The organism is Ideonella sp. B508-1, from assembly GCF_000333615.1.
Taxonomy (GTDB): Bacteria; Pseudomonadota; Gammaproteobacteria; order Burkholderiales; family Burkholderiaceae_C; genus Ideonella.
Window position 1 is genome coordinate 1 of record NZ_BADL01000294.1, and the last position, 22,394, is coordinate 22,394.

Consider the following 22,394-nt stretch of genomic DNA (forward strand, 5'->3'; position numbering starts at 1 on the left):
TCTAGAGTCGTGTTCAGCAGGGCGGTCCATTGGTCTCGGGTCCAGGGCTGGGGGGCGAAGTGGTAGCGGCGCGGGGCCTGCAGGCCGGCCACCGGTGCTTCGTCGGTGGCGGTGCCGGCGGCCTGCTGGCAGTAGGGTCGGGGAAAGTGCCCGTCGCGTGCCAGCAGGGCCCGCAGGGTGCGGTCGTCGCGGTCCATGCGGAAGGCCATGGGCACGATCTCGTCGGCGGGCAGGCCGTCCATCCAGGCGTCGCCCGCGCACCAGGAGGCCAGGGCGGTCATCGACAGCGCGACCTCGGCTGGCAGCCGTGCCCGCAGCGCACGCACCACCTCGGCCAGGAAGGGGCGCTGCGAGCGCCGCACCTCGAAATCCAGCTGCAGCGCGTGCACCGGCTGGCCCTGCACCAGGCGCAGCGCGGTGGCCACGATGGCCTCGCGCTGGGCGGGGTTGAGGGCGGGGCGGTCGCGCGGGTCGGCGTCCACATGCAGCACCGGCAGCAGCACGGTGCCGGGCGAGACGCGCAGCGGCTGGGCGCGCGGCCGGATGTCGGCGGCCTCGCCGCGCAGTCGGATGGACGTGGCCAGCCAGGCCACGCCGGTGCCCGGCGGCAGGCCGCGCAGGTCCTCGGGCCGCTCCCAGGCCCACAGCATCTGCGGGGGCAGCTGGGCCAGGCCGGGGTGGGGCGCGGGCCGCAGCGGGGTGCTGGCGCGCAGGCCGGTGGCCAGGCTCAAGGCCAGACCCAGGACCAGGCTCAACGCCAGCCCGGCGCGGGCCAGCCGCCACCGGGGCGGTCGGGCAGGGCGAAGGGGCGGGCGCGGCATGGCGGGCACTCTAGCAGCGGCCCCGGGTGCGGCCCATCCACCGCAAGGGGGTGTCGCGCGGCTGTCATCACCGTGGCACGGCGGGCCGGTCTACTGCGCGGTTTTGCGACGTTTCGCACGACGTTCGCAGGACGTTTCGCAGTGTCGGGCCACGGCCCAGGGAGACAGACAGCGGCATGCCACGGGGTTTCCTTCTTCTGATCGCGGCGCAGTTCACCTCGGCCCTGGCCGACAACGCGCTGCTCATCGTGGCCATCGCGCTCTTGCAGCAGCAGGGCCTGCCCGGTTGGTGGGCGCCGCTGCTGAAGTTCTCCTTCACGCTGTCCTATGTGCTGCTGGCGCCGGTGGTGGGCCCGCTGGCCGACGCCCTGCCCAAAGCCCGGCTGATGGCCTGGATGAACGCGCTGAAGATGCTGGGCCTGGGCGGCATGCTGCTGCCGCTGCACCCGGTGGCGGCCTATGCGGTGGTGGGTCTGGGCGCGGCCGGCTATGCGCCGGCCAAGTACGGCCTGGTGACCGAGCTGGTGCCGCCGCACCAGCTGGTGGCGGCCAATGGCTGGATCGAGGTGTCCATCGTCTGCGCGGCCCTGCTGGGCACGGTGCTGGGCGGCGGCCTGGTGTCGCCGACGATGCTGAGCCTGGGGTTGCAGGTGTCGCTGGGCCTGCTGCTGGGCCTGTATGGGCTGGCGGCGGTGCTGCAATGGGGCGTGCCCGACAGCGGCGCGCGCTACCCCAAGGCGGTGTGGCACCCGCTGGCCCTGAGCGCGGACTTCTGGCGCGCCAACCTGCGCTTGTGGCGCGACGCGGCCGGCGGACTGTCGCTGTCGGTGACCACGCTGTTCTGGGGCGTCGGCGGGGTGCTGCAGTTCGCGGTGCTGCGCTGGGCCACCGAGCGGGTGGGCCTGGGCCTGGACCGGGCCGCCTATCTGCAGGCCGTGGTGGCGCTGGGGGTGGTGGCCGGGGCGTCGCTGGCCGGGCGCTTCGTGCCGCTGCACCGGGCCATGCGGGTGCTGCCGGCGGGCGTGGCGCTGGGGGGATTGATCGCGGCGGTGGCACCGCTCACCACCCTGGGCCCGGCCCTGCCGCTGCTGGTGCTGACCGGCGCGGTGGGCGGCATCCTGGTGGTGCCGATGAACGCGCTGCTGCAGCACCGGGGCCACCAGCTGCTGACGGCCGGGCGGTCCATCGCCGTGCAGGGTTTCAACGAGAACCTGAGCGTGCTGACGATGCTGGGCGTCTACGCGGGCCTGCATGCGCTGGCCCTGCCCCTGGTGCCGCTGATGATGGGTTTTGGCGGCCTGATCGCCGCCTTCATGCTCGTGCTGATGGCCCGGCGCCGCGCGCTGCGCCGCCAGGCGCGCCTGGGCGCGGTCTGCTCAGGCGCGGGCCAGCGGTGAGGCGCTGATGCCGGCGCCCGCCTCTGCGCGCAGCACGGGGCGGCCGGCGATCAGGTCGGCGTAGAGGCGCTCGATCTGGTCGATGATGCGCTCCCAGCCCAGGGTCTCGGCGGTCAGGCGGGCGTTCTGGCCCATCACGCGCAGGCCTTCCGGGTCGCGCGCCAGGTCCACCGCCATGCGCTGGAAGGCCGCCATGTTGCCGAAGGGGGCCAGCATGCCCGAGTGCTGCGGGCGCACCAGCTGGGCCGCGGCCGCGTAGTCGAAGGCCAGCACCGGCAGACCGCTGGCCATGGCCTCGGGCGTGACGTTGCCGAAGGTCTCGGTCAGGCTGGGGAAGAGCAGCAGATCGGCGCTGGCGTAGTGGGCCGCCAGGTCCTCGCCATGGCGCATGCCGGCGAAGATGGCCTCGGGCAGGCGCTGCTGGATCTCCTTGCGGGCCGGGCCGTCGCCCACCAGCACCAGGCGGGCGCGGGGCTGGGCCTGGCGCAGGGCCTCGTAGGCCTCGATCAGGGTGCCCAGGTTCTTCTCGGCGGCCATGCGGCCCACGTGCAGCACCACCAGATCATCCGGCGCCACGCCCCACTGCGCGCGCAGCGCGGCGCTGCGGCGCAGCGGGTGGAACAGGGTGGTGTCCACCCCGCGCGAGACGACGATGACATTGCGGAAGCCATAGTCGGTGAGCTGGCGGCGCAGGCCCTCGTCGGGCGTCATCGTGCATTGCGTCAGGTTATGGAACTTGCGCAGGTAGGCCATGATGGGCTTGTGCAGCCAGCCCACGCCGTAGTGCTTGCTGTAGGCGTGGAAGTTGGTGCGGAAGTCCGAGCACAGAGGGATCTTCAGATGCGCCGCGGCCTGCAGGGCCGACCAGCCCATCGGCCCTTCGGTGGCGATGTGCACGATGTCCGGCCGCTGGGTGGACCAGAGCTTGACCAGGGTGCGCTTGGAGGTCAGGCCCATGCGCAGCTGCGGGTAGCGCGGGATGGGCAGGCCGCGCATCAGCACCTCGTGGAAGCTCTCGCCGTCGATGGCGCGCTCGCCCTTCTTCTGGCCTGGCCGGATCAGCTGCAGGTCGTGGTTGTGGGCTCGCAGGCCCTCCACCACGCTGGCGATGGTCCGGGCCACGCCGTTGACTTCGGGCGGGTAGGTTTCGGTGACCACCGCGATGCGCAGCGAACGTCGCTGGGCGGGGTAGTCGTCCACGACGATGTCGGCAACGGTGTTGTCAGGGCGCATGCGCCCATGGTGAGCATGCTTCGCAACAATCCGATGACGGTGCAACCCCACCACACGAAGGGAGATCGTCACGGCAGCTTCATCAAGCCTCGTCATGCTCCGGTCACTCATTTTTCTTGGAGTTGACCCGGTGAACGAGTTCATGAAGCTGCTGCGAGAGCAGCGTTGGGACGACCATCGCTTCTACCACCAGTGCCGCATCAACCAGTCGCTGCACCTGCTGAGCGCACTGAGCTTTCTGGTGGCCTATGCGCTGTTGTTTGTCGACCCCGCGGCCGCCGGCCTGCTGGGCTGGGGCGTGTCGATGGTCAGCCGCCAGGCGGGCCATTTCTTCTTCGAGCCGCGCGGCTACGACCGCGTCAACGACGTCAGCTTCCAGTACAAGGAAGACGTCAAGGTGGGCTACAACCTGCGCCGCAAGGTGGTGCTGATGGGCATCTGGGTGGCGGTGCCGCTGCTGCTGGCGCTGTCGCCCAGCCTGTTCGGCCTGATCGAGCCGGCCGGCGAGACGGGCGGGCTGGTGTCGGGCTACTGGCACGACGTGGGCATCTTCTGGCTGGCGCTGGGCGCGGGTGGCCTGCTGTTCCGCACCGTGCACCTGTTCTTCCTGCAAGGCCCGCTGGCCGGCCTGTGCTGGATGAGCAAGATCCTGACCGACCCGGTGCACGACGTGATGCTGTACTGGAAGTCGCCCTTCTACCTGCTGCGCGGTCAGCGCCTGGACCCGATGGAACATGTGGCCGAGCATGAACCTGAGGCCGAGGATGTCTCGCTGACCTGAGGGCCGAGAGCGCCCTCTGAAAAGAAGGGCCCGCCGGTGCAAGCCGGCGGGCCCTTGTGCTTGCGGGGTCCGCCAGGAACCCCGTCATGAGGCTCAGCGCTTGCGCCAGTGGGTGATCAGTTCGCGCAGGATGCCGCGGCGGATGCCCTTGTCGCTCTGGCCGGGGGCCTGCCACCACCAGCCGTCGGCCTGCATGGCCTGGCCCGCGGCGACGAAGCGGCTGGCGATGCGCTCGAAGTCCTCGTCGGTGGTGGCCAGGTTGAAGATCAGGCGGCCCGTGCCCACCCAGCTCAGCAGCAGGCCCTGGTCGCGCAGGTAGAACTGCAGCATCCAGTTGTAGCGCGCCGGCTGGGTGTAATAGACGGTCCAGACGCTGGTCATGTTGGCCACGCGCACCGGCAGGCCGGCCACTTCCAGCCGGCGGTTGAGCTGTTCGGCGCGCTGGTCCTGCACGGTGTCGAAGCGGGCGTACATCGCCTCGGCCTCGGGGGTCTCGAGGTAGTCGAGGAAGGCCGCCATCGAGGCCATCACGTAGGGATGGGCGTTGAAGGTGCCGCGGGCGAAGCAGATGTCGGCCGGGTGGGCGTCGTTGAAGCGGCGCATCAGCTCGCGGCGGCCGCAGACCACGCCCACCGGCAGGCCGCCGCCCAGTGTCTTGCCGTAGGTGACCATGTCGGCCTGCACGCCGAAGTATTCCTGCGCGCCGCCGCGGCCCAGGCGGAAGCCCATGAAGACCTCGTCGAAGATCAGCACGATGCCGCGCTCGGTGCAGACCTGGCGCACCTTCTTCAGCCAGGCGGTGGTGGCGACGCGGTCGAAGTGGGCGCGGCGCGAGCTGTCCACCAAGGACGAGTCGCCCGGCGCGGCCTTGTTGGGGTGCAGGGCCTGCAGCGGGTTGATCAGCACGCAGGCGATGTCGTTGCGGGTGCGCAGCACCTCGATGCTGCGGTCATCGTGGTCGCGCAGGGTGTAGGTCTCGCGCGGGGGCAGGGGGTTGCCGGGGCCGGGCTGCACGTCCTCCCACCAGCCGTGATAGGCGCCGCAGAAGCGCACCAGGTGGCGCTTCTTGGTGTGGTAGCGGGCCAGGCGCACCGCCTGCATCACCGCCTCGGTGCCGGACATGTGAAAGCTCACCTCGTCCAGGCCCGACAGGCGCTGGAGCTTCTCCACATTGCCCGCCACGCAGGGGTGCAGGGTGCCCAGCACCGGGCCGTAGTCCGCCACCAGGGCGCTGCCCTGGGCGATCAGGCGCTTGTAGACGTCGTGGCCGAAGAGGTTGACGCCGTAGGAGCCGGTCAGGTCGTCGTAGACCTGGCCGTCCAGGTCGGTCAGGGTGCTGCCCTGCGTGGCCACGCCCACATTGCCCAGCTTGATGCGCTGGCGCAGGTAGGGGCTGAACTGGAAGGGCACGCGGTACTGGCTGGTGAACTGCAGGTCCGACAGGCCCGGGCGCAGCGCGTCCGTCCAGGCGATGGAGCGGGCATGCTGCTCGCCCAGGCGCTGGGCCAGGGCGGCGAAGCCTTGGCGGCGCTGGGCCTGCACTTCGGCGGGGGCGTCGTCGCAGCCGAAGAACTGCTCGGTGTCATAGGCATAGCCGGGCAGCAGCCGGGCCACCCGCTGCGCCATGCGCGAGTGGCCGGTCAGCGAGGGGTGCTTGGCCATCGACAGCTGCAGGCGGCGAACCACCTTCGGCGCCAGGGTCAGCAGGGCGGCCGCAGCCACGGCGCTCAGGGTCAGGGTCTCGTTCATTTGTCACATCGTCCTGGGAGACTGCTCCCAAAGGCGTATCTGTACCCGCTGCTGTTGACATCCCCATGAAAGTGCTGCGTACCTGGCGTGACCGCCTGCTGCAACAAGAAGATCTGAACTTCCTGCTGACCAACCGGATTCCCCGCCTGGCGGCCACCCATGCCATGGGCTGGTTCAGCCAGATCCGCAGCCCGCTGCTGGCGCGCCTGTCCATCGGCGTGTGGCAGCTGTTCACCGAGCTGGACCTGAGCGAAGCGAAGCAGCAGCGCTTCGAGAGCCTGCACGACTGCTTTGTGCGCGAGCTGAAGGACGGTGCCCGCACGGTGGACGCCGACCCGGCCGTGCTGGCCAGCCCCTGCGACGCCATCGTGGGCGCCTGCGGCACGGTGCAGGACGGCCAGGTCTGGCAGGCCAAGGGCTTTCCGTACACGGTGGCCGATCTGTTCGGCCATGCCGAGCGCGCGGCGCCCTACCGCGACGGTGTCTTCGTCACGCTGCGCTTGACCTCGGCGATGTACCACCACTTCCACGCGCCGGCCGATGGCATGGTGCAGCATGTGACCCACATCGCCGGCGACACCTGGAACGTCAACCCCATCGCGCTCAAGCGGGTGGAGCGCCTGTTCTGCAAAAACGAGCGCGCGGCCATCCACCTGAAGCTGGACCGCGGCGGCCATCCGCTGGCCCTGGTGCCGGTTGCGGCGGTGCTGGTGGCCAGCCTGCGCCTGAAGTTCATGGACCTGCTGCTGCACACCCGCTACCGCGGGCCGGACGAGCTGCCTTGCCGCGCGCACGTGACCAAGGGCCAGGACCTGGGCTGGTTCCAGCACGGCTCCACCATCATCGTGTTTGCGCCCCCGGGCTTCACCTTGGCCGAGGGCATGGCGGTGGGAACACGGGTGAAGATGGGCCAGGCCTTGATGCGCTGGTGAGTGGCCTTCTCGTCAGGAAACGATCAGTCGCTGTAGTACGGCCCCACCCAGGAGGCCGGCAAGGCGCCGGTGTGGCCCTGATCTTCCAGGATGGCGCCTCCGTTGGCGGTGTTGTTCCGGTAAGTGAGCGAGCGGCCGCCCAGCGCCAGGTCCAGTGAGGTGCTTGCATTGCGCACAAAGGTGTTCGACTGCACCAGGACGTTCTGGATGCCTTCGGCCGAACTGTCGTTTTCCGGGCAGATGGCCACCGTCCACTGGTTGGTGTCTGCTGCGTTGCCGAAAAGATTGTGCGATACCACCACCTGTTCGGAATACCAGGCGTCGTCGACATAGGCATCCGTGTAGGGCGTCAGGCCGCCGCTGTGCAGCTTGAGGCTGTGATAGATGCCTGCGGGGTTGATGCCCTTGAGTTCGTTGTGGGCCACGATGGCCTTGCGCAGCTTGGTGAAGCGGGCGGTGTGGTACTTGGACACGCCCATCACATTGCCCAGCATGGCGAACTGGGATCCATCGCCGAAGAAGTTGTAGCCAGCGTCGTTGAATGAGCCGGTGACCTTGTTCTCCACCAAGAAGATCTGCTGGGCGTAGTAGAAAGCACTGGTGGGCACCACGCGGTAAGGATCGGACTGGGCCCAGTAGCTCATGCCGCCGGTGTAGATGCCATGGTTGTCGCTGGCGGATGTGAGGTCCAGTCGGTAGAGCAGCACCTGCTTGCCCAGGCTCTGTGTCACCTCGTTGGCCACGGCCAGGTCCATGACCGTGATGTCGGTGGCGAAGTTGGCCGTCTGTGGTCGCTCGGAGCCGATGCCCACGGAACTGACCATGGGCAGTGCGCCGCTGCCGAAACTGCCGACCTGCACGCCCGCATTGCCATCCTGGATGCTGATGTCGCCAAAGCTCTCTCCGCGCGCTAGCAACACCCGCTTGCCGTTCCAGCCGGTGCCTGTGGGCAGGCTGGTGGTCTTTGCCGCGCCCGTGGGGCAGCCCGTGTAGTGGCCCGCGCCGGAGACGCAGACGGTCTGGGTGCCGCTGTAGATGCTGTCCGGCGAATTGACCGTCACGGTCACCTTGGCGCTGGACTGGTTGCCGGAGACAGGGTCGGTGGCCGTCACCTGGACGATGTAGGACCCCGCGACATCGAAGACATGGGCGGCGATCGGGCCGTCCGTCTCGGTGTTCTTGGGCAGGCCGGATACCGCCCAGGTCAGTCCTCGGTCGTCGCCAAAATTGAAGCTGTAGTTCAGCTGGCGGAAGGTGTCCAGTCCCAGCGTGGTGGTGGTGCCCGTGGCGTCGAACTGGACCGCCAGCGGTGCGGTGCCAGAGACCCGCGAGGCCGCGATCGCGGCCACCACAGGGCCCGTGGGGGTGACCGGCGGCGTCGAGCCCGAATCACCGCCATTGCCGGAGTTGCTGTCGGCGCTGCTGCCACCGCCTCCGCCGCAGGCGGACAGCACGGCGATGAGCCCCGCGACCAGCATGGCTCGGAATCCCTGTGACAAAACGGCGCTCATCCTGGCTCCTGAATGGGGGCACCCTCGGGAATCGTCGTGAATTCGCTCGATCAGCGAGGGAGAGACTCCGTGTCGCCCCACCGGGCGGAACGGCGCAAACTGTGGCGGGTTGAGACAACCCGGCGATGAATGTAGCTGCGAATTTGTGTCGGGCCGGCGACGGTGTCTGTAAATCCACCGTGCCGGTCTCCGTCTGCACCAGAGGTGTGCATCGGCGGGGCTTAGATCAGCTCCCGCAGCAGCTCGGTGGTGGACAGCAGCGGCGGCAGCAGCTTGGCCACCGCCTCCTCGCGGCTGAGCGGGTGCATGGGCAGCGTGGTGCTGATGGCGCCCACGCAGTGGCCCTTGCGGTCCTTGGTGGGCACGGCGATGCCCCGCAGGCCGGGCGTGTACTGCTGCTCGATGACGCAGTAGCCCAGGTCGCGCGCGGCATGGACATGGCGCCTGAACTCGTCGGGTGAGGTGACCGTCTGGGGTGTGAAGGCGCCGAACTGGTGCTCGCCGATCCAGGCATCCAGCCAGGCTTCGGACTTGGTCGAGAGGATGGCGATGCCCGGCGTGGTGACATGGGCCGGTACGCGCGCGCCCACCGGAAAGCCGATGGTGACCAGGCGTGGGTTGCTGCTGCGCACCACGTAGACGGCCTCGTGGCCGTCCAGCACCGTGAAGCCGAAGTTCTCCTGGCACTCGGCCGCCAGGCGTTGCAGAAAGGGCTGGATGATGCGTGGCAGCCGCGCCGCGTTCAGGTAGCTCTGGCCCAGGCGCAGCACCCGGGGCAGCAGCCAGAAGCGCTTGCCGTCGGTCTGGGCGTAGCCGAAGTGCACCAGGCTGAGCAGGTAGCGGCGCGCGGCGGTGCGGGTGATGCCCACGCGCTCCGCCGTCTCCGTGGTGGTCAGGCGCGGATGGTCCTCGTCGAAGGCTTCGATCACCTGCAGGCCCTTGCCCAGGCCTTCGATCACGTCGCGTTGCTGAATCTCCATGCAGGCCTCCGGTGAGGGTTCAGGACTTTCCCGCGCTTGGAATGAAGTGCGCGCAGTTTGCGCGATTATCGCGCGGACATGCACTTCTGCCCTTGTGGATCAAGGACCTGTCTTTCACCATCCGCCCCGCGCAATCACCGCCAGCGGCCGATTGCCAGACCAGAAAGCCCCGCGAACGGGGCCCCACGACAGGAGACTTGCCATGTTCTTTGCCCGTCCTCACCTGATCGCCGCCGCCGCCCTTCTGGCTGCCGGTGCCGCCCAGGCCCAATCCCTGTCCAGCGTGACCCTGTACGGTTCGCTGGACCAGTACCTCAACGCCATGCGCAGCAGCTCGGGCGCCACCATCAAGAGCGTGGAAGATGGCGCCTACCTGCGCAGCCGCTTCGGCGTGCGGGGGCTGGAGGATCTGGGCGGTGGCCTGTCCGCCAAGTTCCAGATGGAAGGCGGTTTCAGCGCCGACAACGGTACCCAGGCCGATGGCAGCCGCTTCTGGGACCGCCAGGCCTGGGTGGGGCTGGCCAGCAAGGACTATGGCGAGCTGCGCATCGGGCGGCAGAACGGCCCCATCCAGACGCGTGGCGGCTACATCGACCACACGGCCCGCACGCTGGGCTCGGTGATCAACAACTTCGGCGTGCCTTCGCGCTACGACAACGACGTGTCCTACCTGTCGCCGCGCCTGGCGGGGGTGCAGGTGGAGCTGCATGCCGCCCTGCCGGAATCGGCCAGCGGCAACCGCGCCATGGTCTACCAGTGGGCGCTGGATTACGTGGCCGACGCCTACCGCCTGGGCTACCTGGGCCTGCGCGGTCGTCCGCAGGCGGGCGCCACCGTGGACCGCAACGTGGTCTACGACAACCTCTATGCCAACTGGATGGGCGAGAAGACCACCGTGTACCTGGCCTATGTGCACAGCAACAACAACACGGCCACCGCGGTGAGCAACAACGCCGGCACCATCCTGGGCAATGTGGGGGGCGTCAACGCGGGCACCAACGCCGATCTGCACAACTTCTACAACATCGTCCAGCTCTCGGCCGACTACAAGCTCACGCCGCAGCTGCGCCTGGGGGCGCTGGTGGGCCGCATCGCCGACCAGTCCCACCGCGACCGCGGGGCCAACGGCGCCGCCCTCACGGCCTACTACGACCTCTCCAAGCGCACCATGCTGCTGGGCCAGGTGGAGACCCTGCGCAACGACAGCGCCGGGGGCTGGCGGCCGGCCGGGTCGGCGGGCCTGAAGGACAACTTCTCGCAAGCGGCCGACATCAACGGCCGCACCATCAGCGGTGTGCAGCTGGGCATCGTCCACCGCTTCTGACGGACCTTTTCGACCGATGCCTGACGCGGTGCCGGGACTGGCCCGGCCCGCAGGGAGCTCCAGATGACCACGATCCACCCTGACCCGCGGGAAGCCTCCCGCGCCTTCGACAACCCGCTGGGCCTGCTCGGCATCGAGTTCGTCGAATACACCACGGCCAAGCCGCAGATCTTCGGCCAGAGCCTGGAGCGGCTGGGTTTCCGGCCGGTGGCGCGCCACCGCTCGCGCGAGGTGCTGCTGTACCGCCAGGGTGACATGAACGTGATCGTCAATGCCCACCGCGACCCCGACCAGCCGCCGCCCGCCGAGGTGGCGCGGATCGCCGCGGTGGCCTTCCGCGTGCGCCACGCGGGCCAGGCCTACCGGCGCGTGCTGGACCTGGGCGCCTGGGGTGTGCCCTCCCGGGTGGAGGTGATGGAGCTGAACATCCCGGCCATCCATGGCGTGGGCGACAGCCGCATCTACTTCGTGGACCGCTGCGGCGACTTCTCGATCTATGACGTGGACTTCATTCCCATCCCCGGGGTGGATCTGCATCCGCCGGCCCGCCACGGGCTGCGCTTCTTCGGCCTGGTTCAGTACATCGGCACCGACCGCATGGTGGACTGGCTCACCTTCTACCGCGAGCTCTTCGGCTTCCGCGATCTGCCGGCCGAGCAGCACTTCGGCGTGATGCACCGGGGCTGCATCCTGGCCAGCCCCTGCGGACAGATCTACTGGCAGCTCATCGACCCGGTGGCCGACACCTGGCCCGACGTGTCGGCCGACGAGTACCTGGAGCGGCTGGCCCTGGCCTGCGACGATGTGCCGGGCACGGTGGCCGCGCTGCAGGCCCAGGGGGTGGAGTTCGCCCCGCTGAGCGCGCCCGCGCAGGAACGCGACCGCGGCGCCCTGACCACGCCCAGCGACACCGGGCCGAGCTTCGAGCTCGTGCGCGAGCCGCGCTGACGCCACAGAGATCCGCCATGCGTTCCTTCACCACCCCGGCCGCTCTGGCGGCCCGCATCGCCGGCTTCGGCGTGGACACCATCACCTTCGCCGGCCCGCTGGAGGCCAAGCTGGCCGCCGCGCGCCAGGCCGGCTTCCAGCAGATCATGCTGGCGGCCCGCGACATCGTCGGCCACCCGCAGGGCATCGAGGCCGCCATCGCCGCGGTGCGGGCCAGCGGTCTGCGCGTCACCGGTTTCCAGGTGCTGCGGGACTTCGAGGGCCTGAGCGGCCATCTGCACGACTACAAGGTGGACATCGCCAAGCAGATGATCGGCATGGCGCGGGACCTGGGCGCCAAGGTGCTGCTGGCCTGCAGTTCCACCTCCCAGCACGCCACGGGCGAGCGCGAGGCCCAGGTGCGGGACCTGCGCAAGCTGGCCATGCTGGCCCTGCCGCACGGCCTGCGGGTGGCCTACGAGGCCCTGTCCTGGGGCCGCCACGTCAGCGCGGTGGACGAGGCCTGGTCCCTGGTCGAGGAGGCCGACTATCCCAACCTGGGCCTGGGCGTCGATTCGTACCATATCTTCGCCACCGGCACGCCGCTGACCGCCCTGGAGAATGTCGACCCCGACAAGATCTTCCTGGTGCAGCTGGCCGACTTCATGTGGCAGGAGACGCGCACCTCGCAGGAACGCATCGAGACGGCCCGCCACTTCCGGGTCTTCCCCGGCGAGGGGGTGCACAGCCAGGCCCTGGCCACGCTGGTGCGCCACCTCGATGCCATGGGCTACCGGGGCGACTACAGCTTCGAGGTCTTCAACGACGACTACCAGCAGCTGCCGCTGGCCTTCGTCGCCGGGCGGGCCCACGCCAGCGCCCTGTGGCTGGCGGAGGAGGTTCTGCGGCGGGGTGTCCCCCTGCCTGGCGCGCCGCGCCGCGTGCGCTGACCCCCGCCCCCCCATTCACAACACGACGTACGTCGGAACCCCGTCAGGAGACACACATGACGACCTTCCATGACTCGGAGCCCGAGGGCTCACACCAGGTCAAGCGGGCCACGGCCAGCGGCTGGATCGGCTCGGTGCTGGAGTACTACGACTTCTTCATCTACGCCACCGCCGCGACCCTGGTCTTCCCGCAGATCTTCTTCCCCTCCAGCAACCCGCGTGTGGCCATCGTGGCCTCCCTGGCCACCTATGGGGTGGGCTATGTGGCGCGCCCCATCGGTGCCATGGTGCTGGGCCACTGGGGCGACACCTACGGCCGCAAGAACGTGCTGCTGCTGTGCATGTTCCTGATGGGCCTGTCGACCATGGCCGTCGGCCTGCTGCCCACCTACGACCACGTGGGCCTGCTCGCGCCGATGCTGCTGGTGCTGCTGCGCCTGGTGCAGGGCTTTGCCGTGGCCGGCGAAATCTCGGGCGCCAGCTCGATGATCCTGGAGCACTCGCCCTTCGGCCGCCGCGGCTTCTTCGCCAGCTTCACGCTGCAGGGCGTGCAGGCCGGGCAGATCCTGGCGGCGGCGGTCTTCCTGCCGCTGGCGGCCCTGCTGCCCAAGGAGCAGTTCAACGACTGGGGTTGGCGCATCCCCTTCCTGCTGAGCTTCGTGGTCATCATCGCGGGCTACTACATCCGCCGCGAGGTGCATGAGACGCCGGTGTTCGCCCGTCAGGAGACCCAGGGCCAGCGCGCCCGCACCCCGGTGCTGCAGGCCTTCACCCAGCACTGGCCGGACATGCTGCGCGTGGTCTGCATGGCGCTGATGAACGTGATCCCCGTGGTCACCACCATCTTCGGGGCCGCCTATGCGGTGCAGCCGGGCTACGGCATCGGCTTCGAGAAGTCGGTGTACCTGTGGATTCCCGTGCTGGGCAACATCGTCGCGGTGATCGTGATCCCCTTCGTGGGCAACTGGTCCGACAAGATCGGCCGCCGGCCGCTCATCATCGGCGGCTCGCTGCTCTCGGGCCTGCTGTCCTTCGCCTACCTGTGGTCCATCAGCATCCACAGCGTGCCGCTGGCCATGCTGTTCTCGCTGCTGATGTGGGGCGTGGTCTACCAGGGCTACAACGCCATCTTCCCGAGCTTCTATCCCGAGCTCTTCCCCGCGCGGACTCGCGTTTCGGCCATGGCCATCTCACAGAACATCGGCACCATGATCACGGCCCTGCTGCCGGCGCTGTTCGCCACCGTGGCGCCCCCGGGATCGACCCAGGTGCCCTGGATCGTCGGCGGCCTGGCCTTCGGCGTCACGGTCATCGCGTCGATCGCCGCCTTCACCGCCCGCGAGACCTTCCGGCTGCGCGTGGACGACCTGGGCCAGCCCCATGCCCAGCCGGTGCCGCTGAAGGACTACCACCGTCAGCGCGACGAAGTCGTGTCCCAGTCGCACCGCTCGCGGCTTTTCAATTGAACCAGGATGCACGGCCCCCACGCCCTGCGCCACAGGAGATGGCCTTGATCAACGGCAACACCGAACTCATCGCGCACATCGGCTTTCCCACCCGGACCTTCAAGTCCCCGATGATCTACAACCCCTGGTTCGCGGCCAAGGGCATCAACGCCGTCGTCGTGCCGATGGGATCGCAGCCGGATCATTTCCCCACGCTGTTCCAGGCCTTGCGCGGCCTGACCAATCTGCGGGGGGCCCTGATCACCATGCCGCACAAGGTCAGCGTGATGGACCTGGTGGACGAACTGACCCCCACCGCCCGCGTGGCGGGCGCCTGCAATGCGGTGCTGCGCCGCCCGGATGGCCGCTTTCTGGGGGACCAGTTCGACGGCGCCGGCTTCGTGCGCGGCATCCTGCGCAAGGGCTTCGTCCCGCAGGGGCGGCGGGCCCTGATCACCGGCACCGGCGGCGTCGGCTCGGCCATTGCGGCTTCCCTGGCCGCCACCGGCCTGGCCGAGCTGGCCTTGCACGACCTGCGTGCCGTCCCCACCGAGGCCCTGGCTGCGCGGCTGCGCGAGCACCACCCCGCGCTGCGGGTCACCGTGGGCAGCAACGATCCGGCCGGCTTCGACCTCATCGTGAACGCCACGCCGCTGGGCATGAACGAGGGCGATCCCCTGCCTTTCGACATGTCCCGCGTGGCCCCGGGCACCTGGGCCGGCGAGGTGGTGATGCACCAGGACATCACCCCCTTTCTGGCGGCGGCGCTGGCGCGGGGCTGCACCGTGCAACAGGGCAAGGACATGCTCTTCGAGATGATTCCGGCCTACCTCGAGTTCTTCGGCTACGGCAGCGCCACGCCCGAGGAGCTGCGGGCGGTGGCCCGCTTCGAGGCCGAGACCGAGGCCTGACCTGCGGGACTCAGGCCGTGGCGGGATGCACCGGCCAGAGTTGCGGCAGGCCCCACATCCAGACCGCGATCGAGAGGAAGGCCAGCAGCGTGGCCACCAGCAGGATGGCGGCCGCGCGGCCCTCCAACTGGTGCTTCATGGACAGCAGCGGATAGATGCTCAGCATGGGCATGGCCGCGAACAGCACCCCAGCGGCCTGCATGTCCGCCGAGATCCCGGGCAGCAGGGCCATGGCCAGCAGTACGCAGGCGGGGTGCACCAGCAGCTTGGCCACGGCCACGCCGGCGATGTCCAGGCGCTGCCCCTGGAGCTGCACGCCGCACAGCGAGCCACCGATCACGAACAACGCCACCGGCGAGGTGGCGCCGGCCAGGATCTGGACGGCCCGGGCCGCCGGGCCGGGCAGGCTCAGCCCGCTCATGGCCGCCGCAAAGCCCAGGACGATGGCGATGATCATCGGGTGCTTGGCCCAGCCCCGCACGGTCTGCCCGAGCGTCTGCGTCCAGGGGCCCTTGGCCGCGCCCTGGTCGGCCAGGGCCATGGCCAGCGGGATCATCAGCAGGTTCTCCACCAGCATGCACAGCGCCAGACCCAGGCCGGCCGTGGGCCCGAGCCACTGGGCCACGATGGGGTAGCCGATGATGCCGCTGTTGGACACCGCCGCCCCCACACCGGACAGGGCGGCCGAGGCCGGGGTCTGGGCCCGGGCATGACGGGCCCAGGCCCGCACCAGGCCGAAGGACAGCAGGGAGCCACCGGCATAGGCCAGCAGGTACATGCCTTCCGGGCCGGAGGGCCGGGGGCTCTTGGCCAGGGCCTGGAAGAGCAGGGCCGGCAGCGCCATCAGCAGGACGAAACGGCCCATCACGCGCAACTCCACCGCGGTGAACACATCCAGACGCACGGCGATGAAGCCCAGGGCGATCAGCAGATAGACCGGGGCGGTGGAGGCAAGGGTGGCAAGCATGGGGGTCCGGGAGGTGAGCCGGGCAAGATAGTGCGGCCGGGAACAATTGGCAATTCAATGGTCTGAATGGATATATTGCGAAACGCAATGGAAGCCATCGCTCCGTCCCTGCTGGACCCCAAGCTGCTGCGTCTGTTCGATGCGCTCTACGCCACCCGCAGCGTCACCCGCAGCGCCGAGCTGCTGGGCCTGAGCCAGCCCACGCTGAGCATCTGGCTGCGGCAGATGCGGGTGGCGCTCGACGACGCCCTGTTCGTGCGCACGGCCGCCGGCATGACGCCGACGCCGCGGGCGCAGGCCCTGGTCGGCCCGGTGCGCGAGGTGCTGGAGGCGCTGCGGCGGCTGGTGGCGGTACAGCCCGCCTTCGACCCGGCCACCGCGCAGCGGCGCTTTCGCATCTGCATGACCGATGCCAGCCACGTCACCCTGCTGCCCGCCTTGCTGGCCCGGGTGCGCGCCCTGGCGCCCCAGGTGCGGCTGGAGGCGGCCGAGATGAACGAGAGGGTGGCCCAGGCGCTGGCCCACGGCGAAGCCGACCTGGCCCTGGGCTTTGCGCCCTGGCTCAGCTCGGGCATCTACCAGCAGACGCTTTACGCGCAGGACTGGATCTGCCTGGCCAGCGCCCACCACCCGCGGCTGCGCAAGACCCTGTCCCTGGCGCGCTACCGGGCGGAGGCCCACATCACCATCACCGGCGGCACCGGCCAGGCCCTGCTGGAGAAGGCACTGTCACGCCAGGGCATCGAGCGGCGGGTGCTGCTGGAGTTGCCCGGCTTCCTGGGCCTGGGCGCCGTGGTGTCCAGCACGGACCTGCTGGTGACCCTGCCCCGGCACATCGGTGAGACCCTGGCCCGCGCCAATGGCCTGGCCGTGTTCCGCTGCCCGATCGCCATCGAAGGCTTCCACGTCAAGCAGCACTGGCATGTGCGCTACCACGACGAGCCCGGCCACCGCTGGCTGCGCGGCCTGGTGGCCGAACTCTTCACGCAGGCGGACCGGGGGCATCCGGCGCCGGCTGAGCCCGCAGGCTCACTGCGCGCGTGAGCGCGGGGCGAGGGCTTGGGGAAATAGGCCTATGGGCGGCAGTTGCTTGGGAAGGCAATGACCTTTCCCGCCCCTGTCACACATTGATTTACTTTTGCTGAGTCAATGGGGCAGCCTACCCGAGGGAGATTGCTGGATTTTATTTCTGAAATGAAGTACTCAATTCTTGAGTCGATCACCAGTTTGTAGTTGGAGTGGGTGTCGAGTGCGTATATTGATTTTATGGCAGGAGATATTACTAAATCGATGGATCCGTTCGCGTTCTGGAACGTGGTAATTTTGTATTCCAATGGCGCGCTTGGCGCTGGGGTTGAGGATTGGCCGCCATCTTCATATCTGTACAGGAGAATGATTTTAGGGGTGGCTTCCGTCCAGCCCATGATTACGAAGTTGGAATTGAAAGTTCTGCACGCATCACCGGCAAAGCAAGAAGATGATGCAAGTAGAGCGATAAATATCGCCCAAATTTTACTTGGCAGCGATGTAGCCATAGAAGTTGCTCTTCCAAGCGCTGGTGGAAATTCCTTCATTTAGGAAAGCTGTCACGACAGGGTTTTGAACGGCTCTTCCGGAAATTTTGTCAATGCTCTTTCCGGATTCAGGGTCTGATCCCCATGAATACGCTTTGAACTGCACGGTGGTCGCGAGGCTGGGGTCTTTGGTCGTTCTTCCTGCCGAATCAAAGAGATGGAGGCCCCCTTCGTAAACGATCCAATGTGAATCCGTAAAGACCTCCGACACGGAATAGCTCACTTCGTTTGTCAAGATTCCGAAATCGACCATGAGAAGAATTGTTTCGCCCGATTGATGACGGCGATCAATCGTCATCAACGCGTCCAGATCTGTGTTGGAGTAGGCATCGTGCAACTTGCCAAGCCAAGACTTCTTGATCAACATGGCGACGGATCCAGTATCCACCTCCTCTGCCTTGTCGAAGCCGGCCACCTTTTCCATGAGGTCGGCCATCATGCTGGGCCAGTTGACCGATTTCAGCTGGTCTGACGTGCCAGTTCCTAGGCCATCGAAGGCCAGCGTAGATTCGCCGCTGCGCGTCGTGGCCAGCAGGATCCAGTCGGCCTCCCACATGGACAATTGCTGAAAGTCAGAATCGCTTGCTTTCACCTCGTACATGCGTTCCGCAACCAGCGAATTGGGTTTGACGGTGTAGTCGCCGATGGTGAATTCACCCTTCCGGTGTAGTTCGGTGGTCAATCGCTGGTAACGGCTTGGATTTTTCTGAGCCATGGCATAGAAAAGAGCCGCCATGCCGCACAGAGATGAACGGCCTTGATCAATCTGCCACGGTGCCGAAATTCTCTGAGACACCTGCTCTGCCACGATCTTGGCGTCGAACCAGCGGAACCGGTTGTGAACCGGCACGGTCAGCTGTGCGCCAGACGATTGGATGAAGGCCCGGACCTCCACCTGCCCGCCGCAGAGTTCAAGATCTTCCACGGTCAGCGTGGCCTGCTCGCCTTGTGCTTGGATCGGGACAGGCTTTCGAGAGCCATCGCGCAGGACTTGTTGGGCCTGCCAATGAATGGTCGAGGAATCGACGGGCGCTGAGCTGTCGTACTGATCTACCTTGAACACATAGCTGTGCTGGTAGCGCATTGCCAATTGCGTGGATGTACCGGTGCCATCGTTCGCCGAGCCTTCATCCAATGCCGTCACAAGCTTCAGCGAGGCCACTTCGTTGAGGCTGGCCATCTGCGATGGCGGAGGGCTGCTGGGCAAGGCAGGCAAACTCGCCGCCCGGCTCCCACCCCCCAGGAACCCATGCGTGGCCCCCTTGACCGCGAAGCTGCCCGGGGTGGTGACGGTGATGTTGCCGCCCTCCAGGGTGATGCCCGACTGGCCGGCGATGAGTTCGATCTTGCTGTTCGCGCTGATGCGGATCTCGTCGTTGACGCTGGTGATCGTGACACTCTGGTCGGCCAGCAGCTTCAACTCGTCGGTGTGGGCGCGCAGGGAGACCGGCCCGTTGGCCGCCTTGACCTGCAGCCCGCCCTGGTGGGCGTAGAGGCTGGCGGTCTGGCCCGCGGCGATGGAGGCGGTGTGGGCGGCCGTGGTTTGCAGGTCCTGCTGCACGATCTGGCTCAGGCGCTGGCCGCTGAACTGCTGCACGCTGGCCGGGGTGGCCAGCAGCTGGGCGGCGGCGCTGTCCAGCACCACGGCGGGCTGGGCGAAGGCGGGGACGGGATCGCCCTGGCTGGGGTCTCGTCCATCGGCAGGGATCTTGGCCTCCTGGCCGTTGACCTGGTCCGGGTGGCGCCCGTCCTGAGCCGGGTCCAGGGCCTGGTGCAGCTTGGCCAGGTCCTGGCCCTCTTCGGTGCTGGTCAGGGCCTGGGCGCCGATGGCCTGGGCGGCCTGTGACAGGCGCTGGCCCAGCTCGGTGGCCGATTGCAGCTGGGCCAGGGCCTCGGCGGCGTCCATCTGCGCGCCCTGGGCCGAGCCGTAGGTGCCGCTGCGCGCCTGGGTGCTCACCAGCAGGCCCGCTCCGGCGCGCAGGCTGGCCCAGCCCTGGGTGTTGGCCTCGAAGCCGCTGCCGCGCCAGGCCCCGCGCTGGGCGCTGCTCGGGCTCTGGTTGATCAGATGGCCCAGGCTCAGCTCACTGCCGGTGTGCGTGGTGGCCAGCCGGGTGCGCAGCTGGCCGGGGGCGTCGTCCACCACCCACTGTTGGGTGTGCTGGCCGTCCAGCGTGCGGCTGTGCAGGCCGGCCAGCACGCCGGGGTGGTTGACCCCGGCGTCCACACCCGCCGCAAAGGGCGGGGGCTGGTCGCCGTTGGGCAGGCCGCCGGCGATGATGGGGCGGTCGATGTCGCCTTCGATGAACTGCACCGCCACTTCCGAGCCGATGCGCGGCACCCAGACGGCGCCCCAGTTGGCGCCGGCCGCCGGGGTGGCCACCCGCACCCAGGTGCCGCTCTGCTCGTTGCCTGGGGCGTTGCCGGTCTCATCGGCACTGTAGGCATGCGGCAGGCCGCCCGGGTTGGGGCTGGCGCCGCGCTGGAAGTGGAACTGCACCTTGACGCGGTGGTCGCGCTCGGTGGTGAGGGCTTCATCCTGCAGGCCGACCACCCGGGCGGTGAGCAGGGTGGGCGCGGTGGGCCGGCGCTGGGGGCGCGGCAGCACGGGGGCGGCGGCCGGCACGGCCTGGAACTGGTTGCGGTAGCCGCCCTTGGCCAGGCTGGTGTTCTTCAGCAGCTCGGCGGCCTGGTCGCCCAGGTTGTTGGCCACATGGTGTTCGACGGCCAGCACGGTGAAGGCGTTGTCGGGCCGCGGATGGCTGGCCGTCAGCGCGGCTGCATAGCTCGGGGCGGTGGTGTTGGCCCCGTACAGGGGGTGGTCGATCAGCTGGAACTGCGCGCCCGCGCGCAGCACCCGGGCGCCGCCCTGGCCGGCAAAGCGCTTGGCCTGCAGTTCCAGCGCACCCAGGGCCAGGCGGGCGGCGCGCTCGGCGGCCTGGGTGTCCGCAAAGCGATACGCCCCGCTGCCGTCGTACTGTTCCAGCCAGGGCACCTCGCCCAGGTCCAGGGCGCTGGCCAGCTCGGCGCTGGCCCCGGCCAGGCTGCGGTAGTTCCAGCTGCCCAGGGCCACGGCGTTGGGCGGCAGGCTGCGCTGGGCGGCCAAGCCGGTGATCGGGTCTTCCAGCCCGGCCACCACCGCGGTGGGGTGCAGGGCGGCAAAGCGGATGGGGCCCAGGTCGGCGCGCTCGGCCCCGGCGTCGGTGATGACCATCACGTGGCGGGCCTTGCCTTGTTCATCCGCGGTGGCGGCGTCGTCTTCCCCGAGGTGCTCGATGTGCCAGCTCAGGCCCTCGCTGGCCAGCAGGCGCTGCACAAAGGCCCAGTCGCTCTCGCGGTACTGGATGCACAGCGAGCGGGTGCGCAGGGCCGAAGCGTCGGCCAACTCCCAGCGCCACTGGGCACAGGGGTAGTCGGCAAAGAGGTCGTCCAGGATCTGGGGGACCGTCCTGTCCTGAAAGACGAAGCTGTCGCGGCGCAGCTTGAGCATGTCCACCCAGGGCGCCATCACCAGGCGGTAGCGGGCCAGGCCGCCGTCGCTGCCCAGCTGGGCGGCTTCGGTCACGTAGCCGTGCCAGGGGGCATACGTGCCATCGGCCTGGCGCAGGCCCACGGTCATCTGCTCGCCGATCAGGCTCTTGAGCGGCAGGTAGGCCGAGGTGGAGACCGCGTCCAGGATCAGCTCGAAGCCCTGCCCCTCGGCCTCACGCATCACCAGGCGCGTGGCCACCAGGTTGAGCGCCGGCAGCGCCGTGCGCAGGGTGATCAGCCGCTCGGTCTCTTCCAGCCAGGTGAAGGCGCTCAGGGCGTCGAGATCGGGAAACGAGGCAGCCATGCGGGGCACCGGCGAATGACGGAGCGGCCAGTGTCGCCAACCCGTGCCGTGTCACCATCCCCCAGCAGAGGGTGTCACGTCCCAAACCCGGCCTATGGCAAGGTTTGGATACGGGTGTTACGCCATGGACAAGCCCCCGCCCACGGCCTTTGACGACCTCAGTCTGTTCCGCCGCCCAGCAGGCTGCGCAGCCCGGACTCGTCCAGCACGGTGATGCCCAGTTCGCGGGCCTTGTCCAGCTTGCTGCCGGCCTCTTCGCCGGCCACCACGTAGTTCGTCTTCTTCGAGACGGAGCCGGTCACCTTGCCGCCCGCGGCCTCGATCAGGGCCTTGGCCTCGTCGCGGCTGAGCGTGGGCAGCGTGCCGGTCAGCACCAGCACCTGGCCCAGCAGCGGGCGCGGGGCGTCGCTGGCCAGGCCGGCCTCGTCGGGCCAGTGCACGCCAGCGGCGCGCAGCTGTTCCACCACCTCGCGGTGGTGCGGCTGGTCGAAGAAGTGACGGATGCTTTCGGCCACCACCGGGCCCACATCGTTCACCTCCAGCAGCTCTTCCACGCGGGCGTCCATCAGGCGGTCGATGTTGCCGAAGTGGCGTGCCAGGTCCTTGGCCGTGGCTTCGCCCACATGGCGAATGCCCAGGCTGAACAGGAAGCGGCCCAGCGTGGTCGTCTTGCTCTTGTCGATGGCGGCCAGCAGGTTCTGGGCGCTCTTGTCGCCCATGCGCTCCAGCGTGGCCAGGGATGAGAAGCCGAGCTTGTAGATGTCGGGGATGGCGCGCACGATGCCGGCGTCCACCAGTTGGTCCACCAGCTTGTCGCCCAGGCCTTCCACGTCCATGGCGCGGCGGCTGGCAAAGTGCAGCAAGGCCTGCTTGCGCTGGGCCGGGCAGGTCAGGCCGCCGGTGCAGCGCCAGTCCACCTCGCCCTCTTCGCGCTCGATGGGGCTGCCGCACACGGGGCATTGGCCACCCAGGCGCTTGTAGAGGTCGAAGGGTTCGCCCCGATCCCGTGAGGGATCCTCCGGATCCGCGGCCGGGCGCTTGTCCAGCACCACCCCCACCA

At 68.6% G+C, this 22,394-nt stretch carries 18 protein-coding genes; 9 read left to right on the top strand and 9 right to left on the bottom strand.

Annotated elements, in window-relative coordinates:
- On the bottom strand, positions 1–821 hold an 821-nt coding region (locus I73_RS27695), incomplete at its 3' end, for a hypothetical protein (protein WP_148289786.1).
- Positions 822–997: 176 nt separating this feature from the next.
- Here I73_RS27695 and lplT point away from each other — a divergent pair.
- Positions 998–2,218: a lysophospholipid transporter LplT gene (lplT, locus tag I73_RS27700; protein ID WP_022980941.1), complete on the top strand. Its 1,221-nt coding sequence runs from the start codon at positions 998–1,000 to the stop codon at positions 2,216–2,218.
- On the opposite strand, the gene I73_RS12625 is transcribed toward lplT, so the two are convergent.
- Positions 2,198–3,451, bottom strand: a complete 1,254-nt coding sequence (locus I73_RS12625) for a glycosyltransferase family 1 protein (protein WP_022980942.1) — start codon at positions 3,449–3,451, stop codon at positions 2,198–2,200. The genes lplT and I73_RS12625 overlap by 21 nt on opposite strands.
- Before the next feature lie 130 nt (positions 3,452–3,581).
- On the opposite strand from I73_RS12625, the gene I73_RS12630 reads away from it, so the two are divergent.
- On the top strand, positions 3,582–4,232 hold the full coding sequence (locus tag I73_RS12630) for a hypothetical protein (RefSeq protein WP_022980943.1): 651 nt from the start codon (positions 3,582–3,584) through the stop codon (positions 4,230–4,232).
- Positions 4,233–4,325: 93 nt separating this feature from the next.
- Here the strand turns inward: I73_RS12630 and I73_RS12635 are convergent, their stop codons facing one another.
- Positions 4,326–5,981, bottom strand: coding sequence for an aminotransferase class III-fold pyridoxal phosphate-dependent enzyme (locus tag I73_RS12635; protein ID WP_022980944.1), 1,656 nt, complete (start codon positions 5,979–5,981; stop codon positions 4,326–4,328).
- Between the two features lie 65 nt (positions 5,982–6,046).
- On the opposite strand from I73_RS12635, the gene asd reads away from it, so the two are divergent.
- Positions 6,047–6,913, top strand: coding sequence for an archaetidylserine decarboxylase (gene asd, locus I73_RS12640; protein ID WP_022980945.1), 867 nt, complete (start codon positions 6,047–6,049; stop codon positions 6,911–6,913).
- Between the two features lie 23 nt (positions 6,914–6,936).
- On the opposite strand, the gene I73_RS12645 is transcribed toward asd, so the two are convergent.
- Both I73_RS12645 and I73_RS12650 read right to left on the bottom strand, forming a co-directional pair.
- Positions 6,937–8,391: a PKD domain-containing protein gene (locus I73_RS12645; RefSeq protein ID WP_022980946.1), complete on the bottom strand. Its 1,455-nt coding sequence runs from the start codon at positions 8,389–8,391 to the stop codon at positions 6,937–6,939.
- A 254-nt stretch (positions 8,392–8,645) separates the two neighbouring features.
- Complete coding sequence (locus tag I73_RS12650; protein ID WP_022980947.1) at positions 8,646–9,404, bottom strand: IclR family transcriptional regulator C-terminal domain-containing protein; 759 nt, start codon at positions 9,402–9,404, stop codon at positions 8,646–8,648.
- Positions 9,405–9,606: 202 nt separating this feature from the next.
- On the opposite strand from I73_RS12650, the gene I73_RS12655 reads away from it, so the two are divergent.
- The 5 genes from I73_RS12655 (at position 9,607) to I73_RS12675 (ending at position 14,961) form a co-directional block, all read left to right on the top strand.
- Positions 9,607–10,728, top strand: a complete 1,122-nt coding sequence (locus I73_RS12655) for a porin (protein ID WP_022980948.1) — start codon at positions 9,607–9,609, stop codon at positions 10,726–10,728.
- 63 nt (positions 10,729–10,791) lie between these two features.
- Positions 10,792–11,676 carry a 4-hydroxyphenylpyruvate dioxygenase gene (locus tag I73_RS12660; RefSeq protein WP_022980949.1) on the top strand — a complete coding sequence of 295 codons (885 nt, stop codon included), beginning with the start codon at positions 10,792–10,794 and terminating at the stop codon, positions 11,674–11,676.
- 17 nt (positions 11,677–11,693) lie between these two features.
- Positions 11,694–12,605, top strand: a complete 912-nt coding sequence (locus I73_RS12665) for a sugar phosphate isomerase/epimerase (protein WP_022980950.1) — start codon at positions 11,694–11,696, stop codon at positions 12,603–12,605.
- 56 nt (positions 12,606–12,661) lie between these two features.
- Complete coding sequence (locus tag I73_RS12670; protein ID WP_022980951.1) at positions 12,662–14,071, top strand: MFS transporter; 1,410 nt, start codon at positions 12,662–12,664, stop codon at positions 14,069–14,071.
- 44 nt (positions 14,072–14,115) lie between these two features.
- Positions 14,116–14,961 carry a shikimate dehydrogenase gene (locus tag I73_RS12675; protein ID WP_026096668.1) on the top strand — a complete coding sequence of 282 codons (846 nt, stop codon included), beginning with the start codon at positions 14,116–14,118 and terminating at the stop codon, positions 14,959–14,961.
- Between the two features lie 10 nt (positions 14,962–14,971).
- On the opposite strand, the gene I73_RS12680 is transcribed toward I73_RS12675, so the two are convergent.
- Positions 14,972–15,928, bottom strand: a complete 957-nt coding sequence (locus I73_RS12680; protein ID WP_022980953.1) for an AEC family transporter — start codon at positions 15,926–15,928, stop codon at positions 14,972–14,974.
- Positions 15,929–16,015: 87 nt separating this feature from the next.
- Here I73_RS12680 and I73_RS12685 point away from each other — a divergent pair, with 87 nt between their 5' ends.
- Positions 16,016–16,972: a LysR family transcriptional regulator gene (locus I73_RS12685; protein WP_022980954.1), complete on the top strand. Its 957-nt coding sequence runs from the start codon at positions 16,016–16,018 to the stop codon at positions 16,970–16,972.
- A gap of 29 nt (positions 16,973–17,001) precedes the next feature.
- On the opposite strand, the gene I73_RS32585 is transcribed toward I73_RS12685, so the two are convergent.
- The 3 genes from I73_RS32585 to I73_RS12695 all read right to left on the bottom strand — a co-directional run.
- The gene (locus I73_RS32585; protein WP_148289788.1) at positions 17,002–17,463 is read right to left on the bottom strand and encodes a hypothetical protein; all 462 of its coding nucleotides are present in this window, start codon (positions 17,461–17,463) and stop codon (positions 17,002–17,004) included.
- Complete coding sequence (locus I73_RS27705; protein WP_022980955.1) at positions 17,441–21,334, bottom strand: type VI secretion system Vgr family protein; 3,894 nt, start codon at positions 21,332–21,334, stop codon at positions 17,441–17,443. The genes I73_RS32585 and I73_RS27705 overlap by 23 nt, the downstream gene beginning before the upstream one ends.
- 158 nt (positions 21,335–21,492) lie before the next feature.
- On the bottom strand, positions 21,493–22,394 hold a 902-nt coding region (locus tag I73_RS12695), incomplete at its 5' end, for a helix-hairpin-helix domain-containing protein (protein ID WP_022980956.1).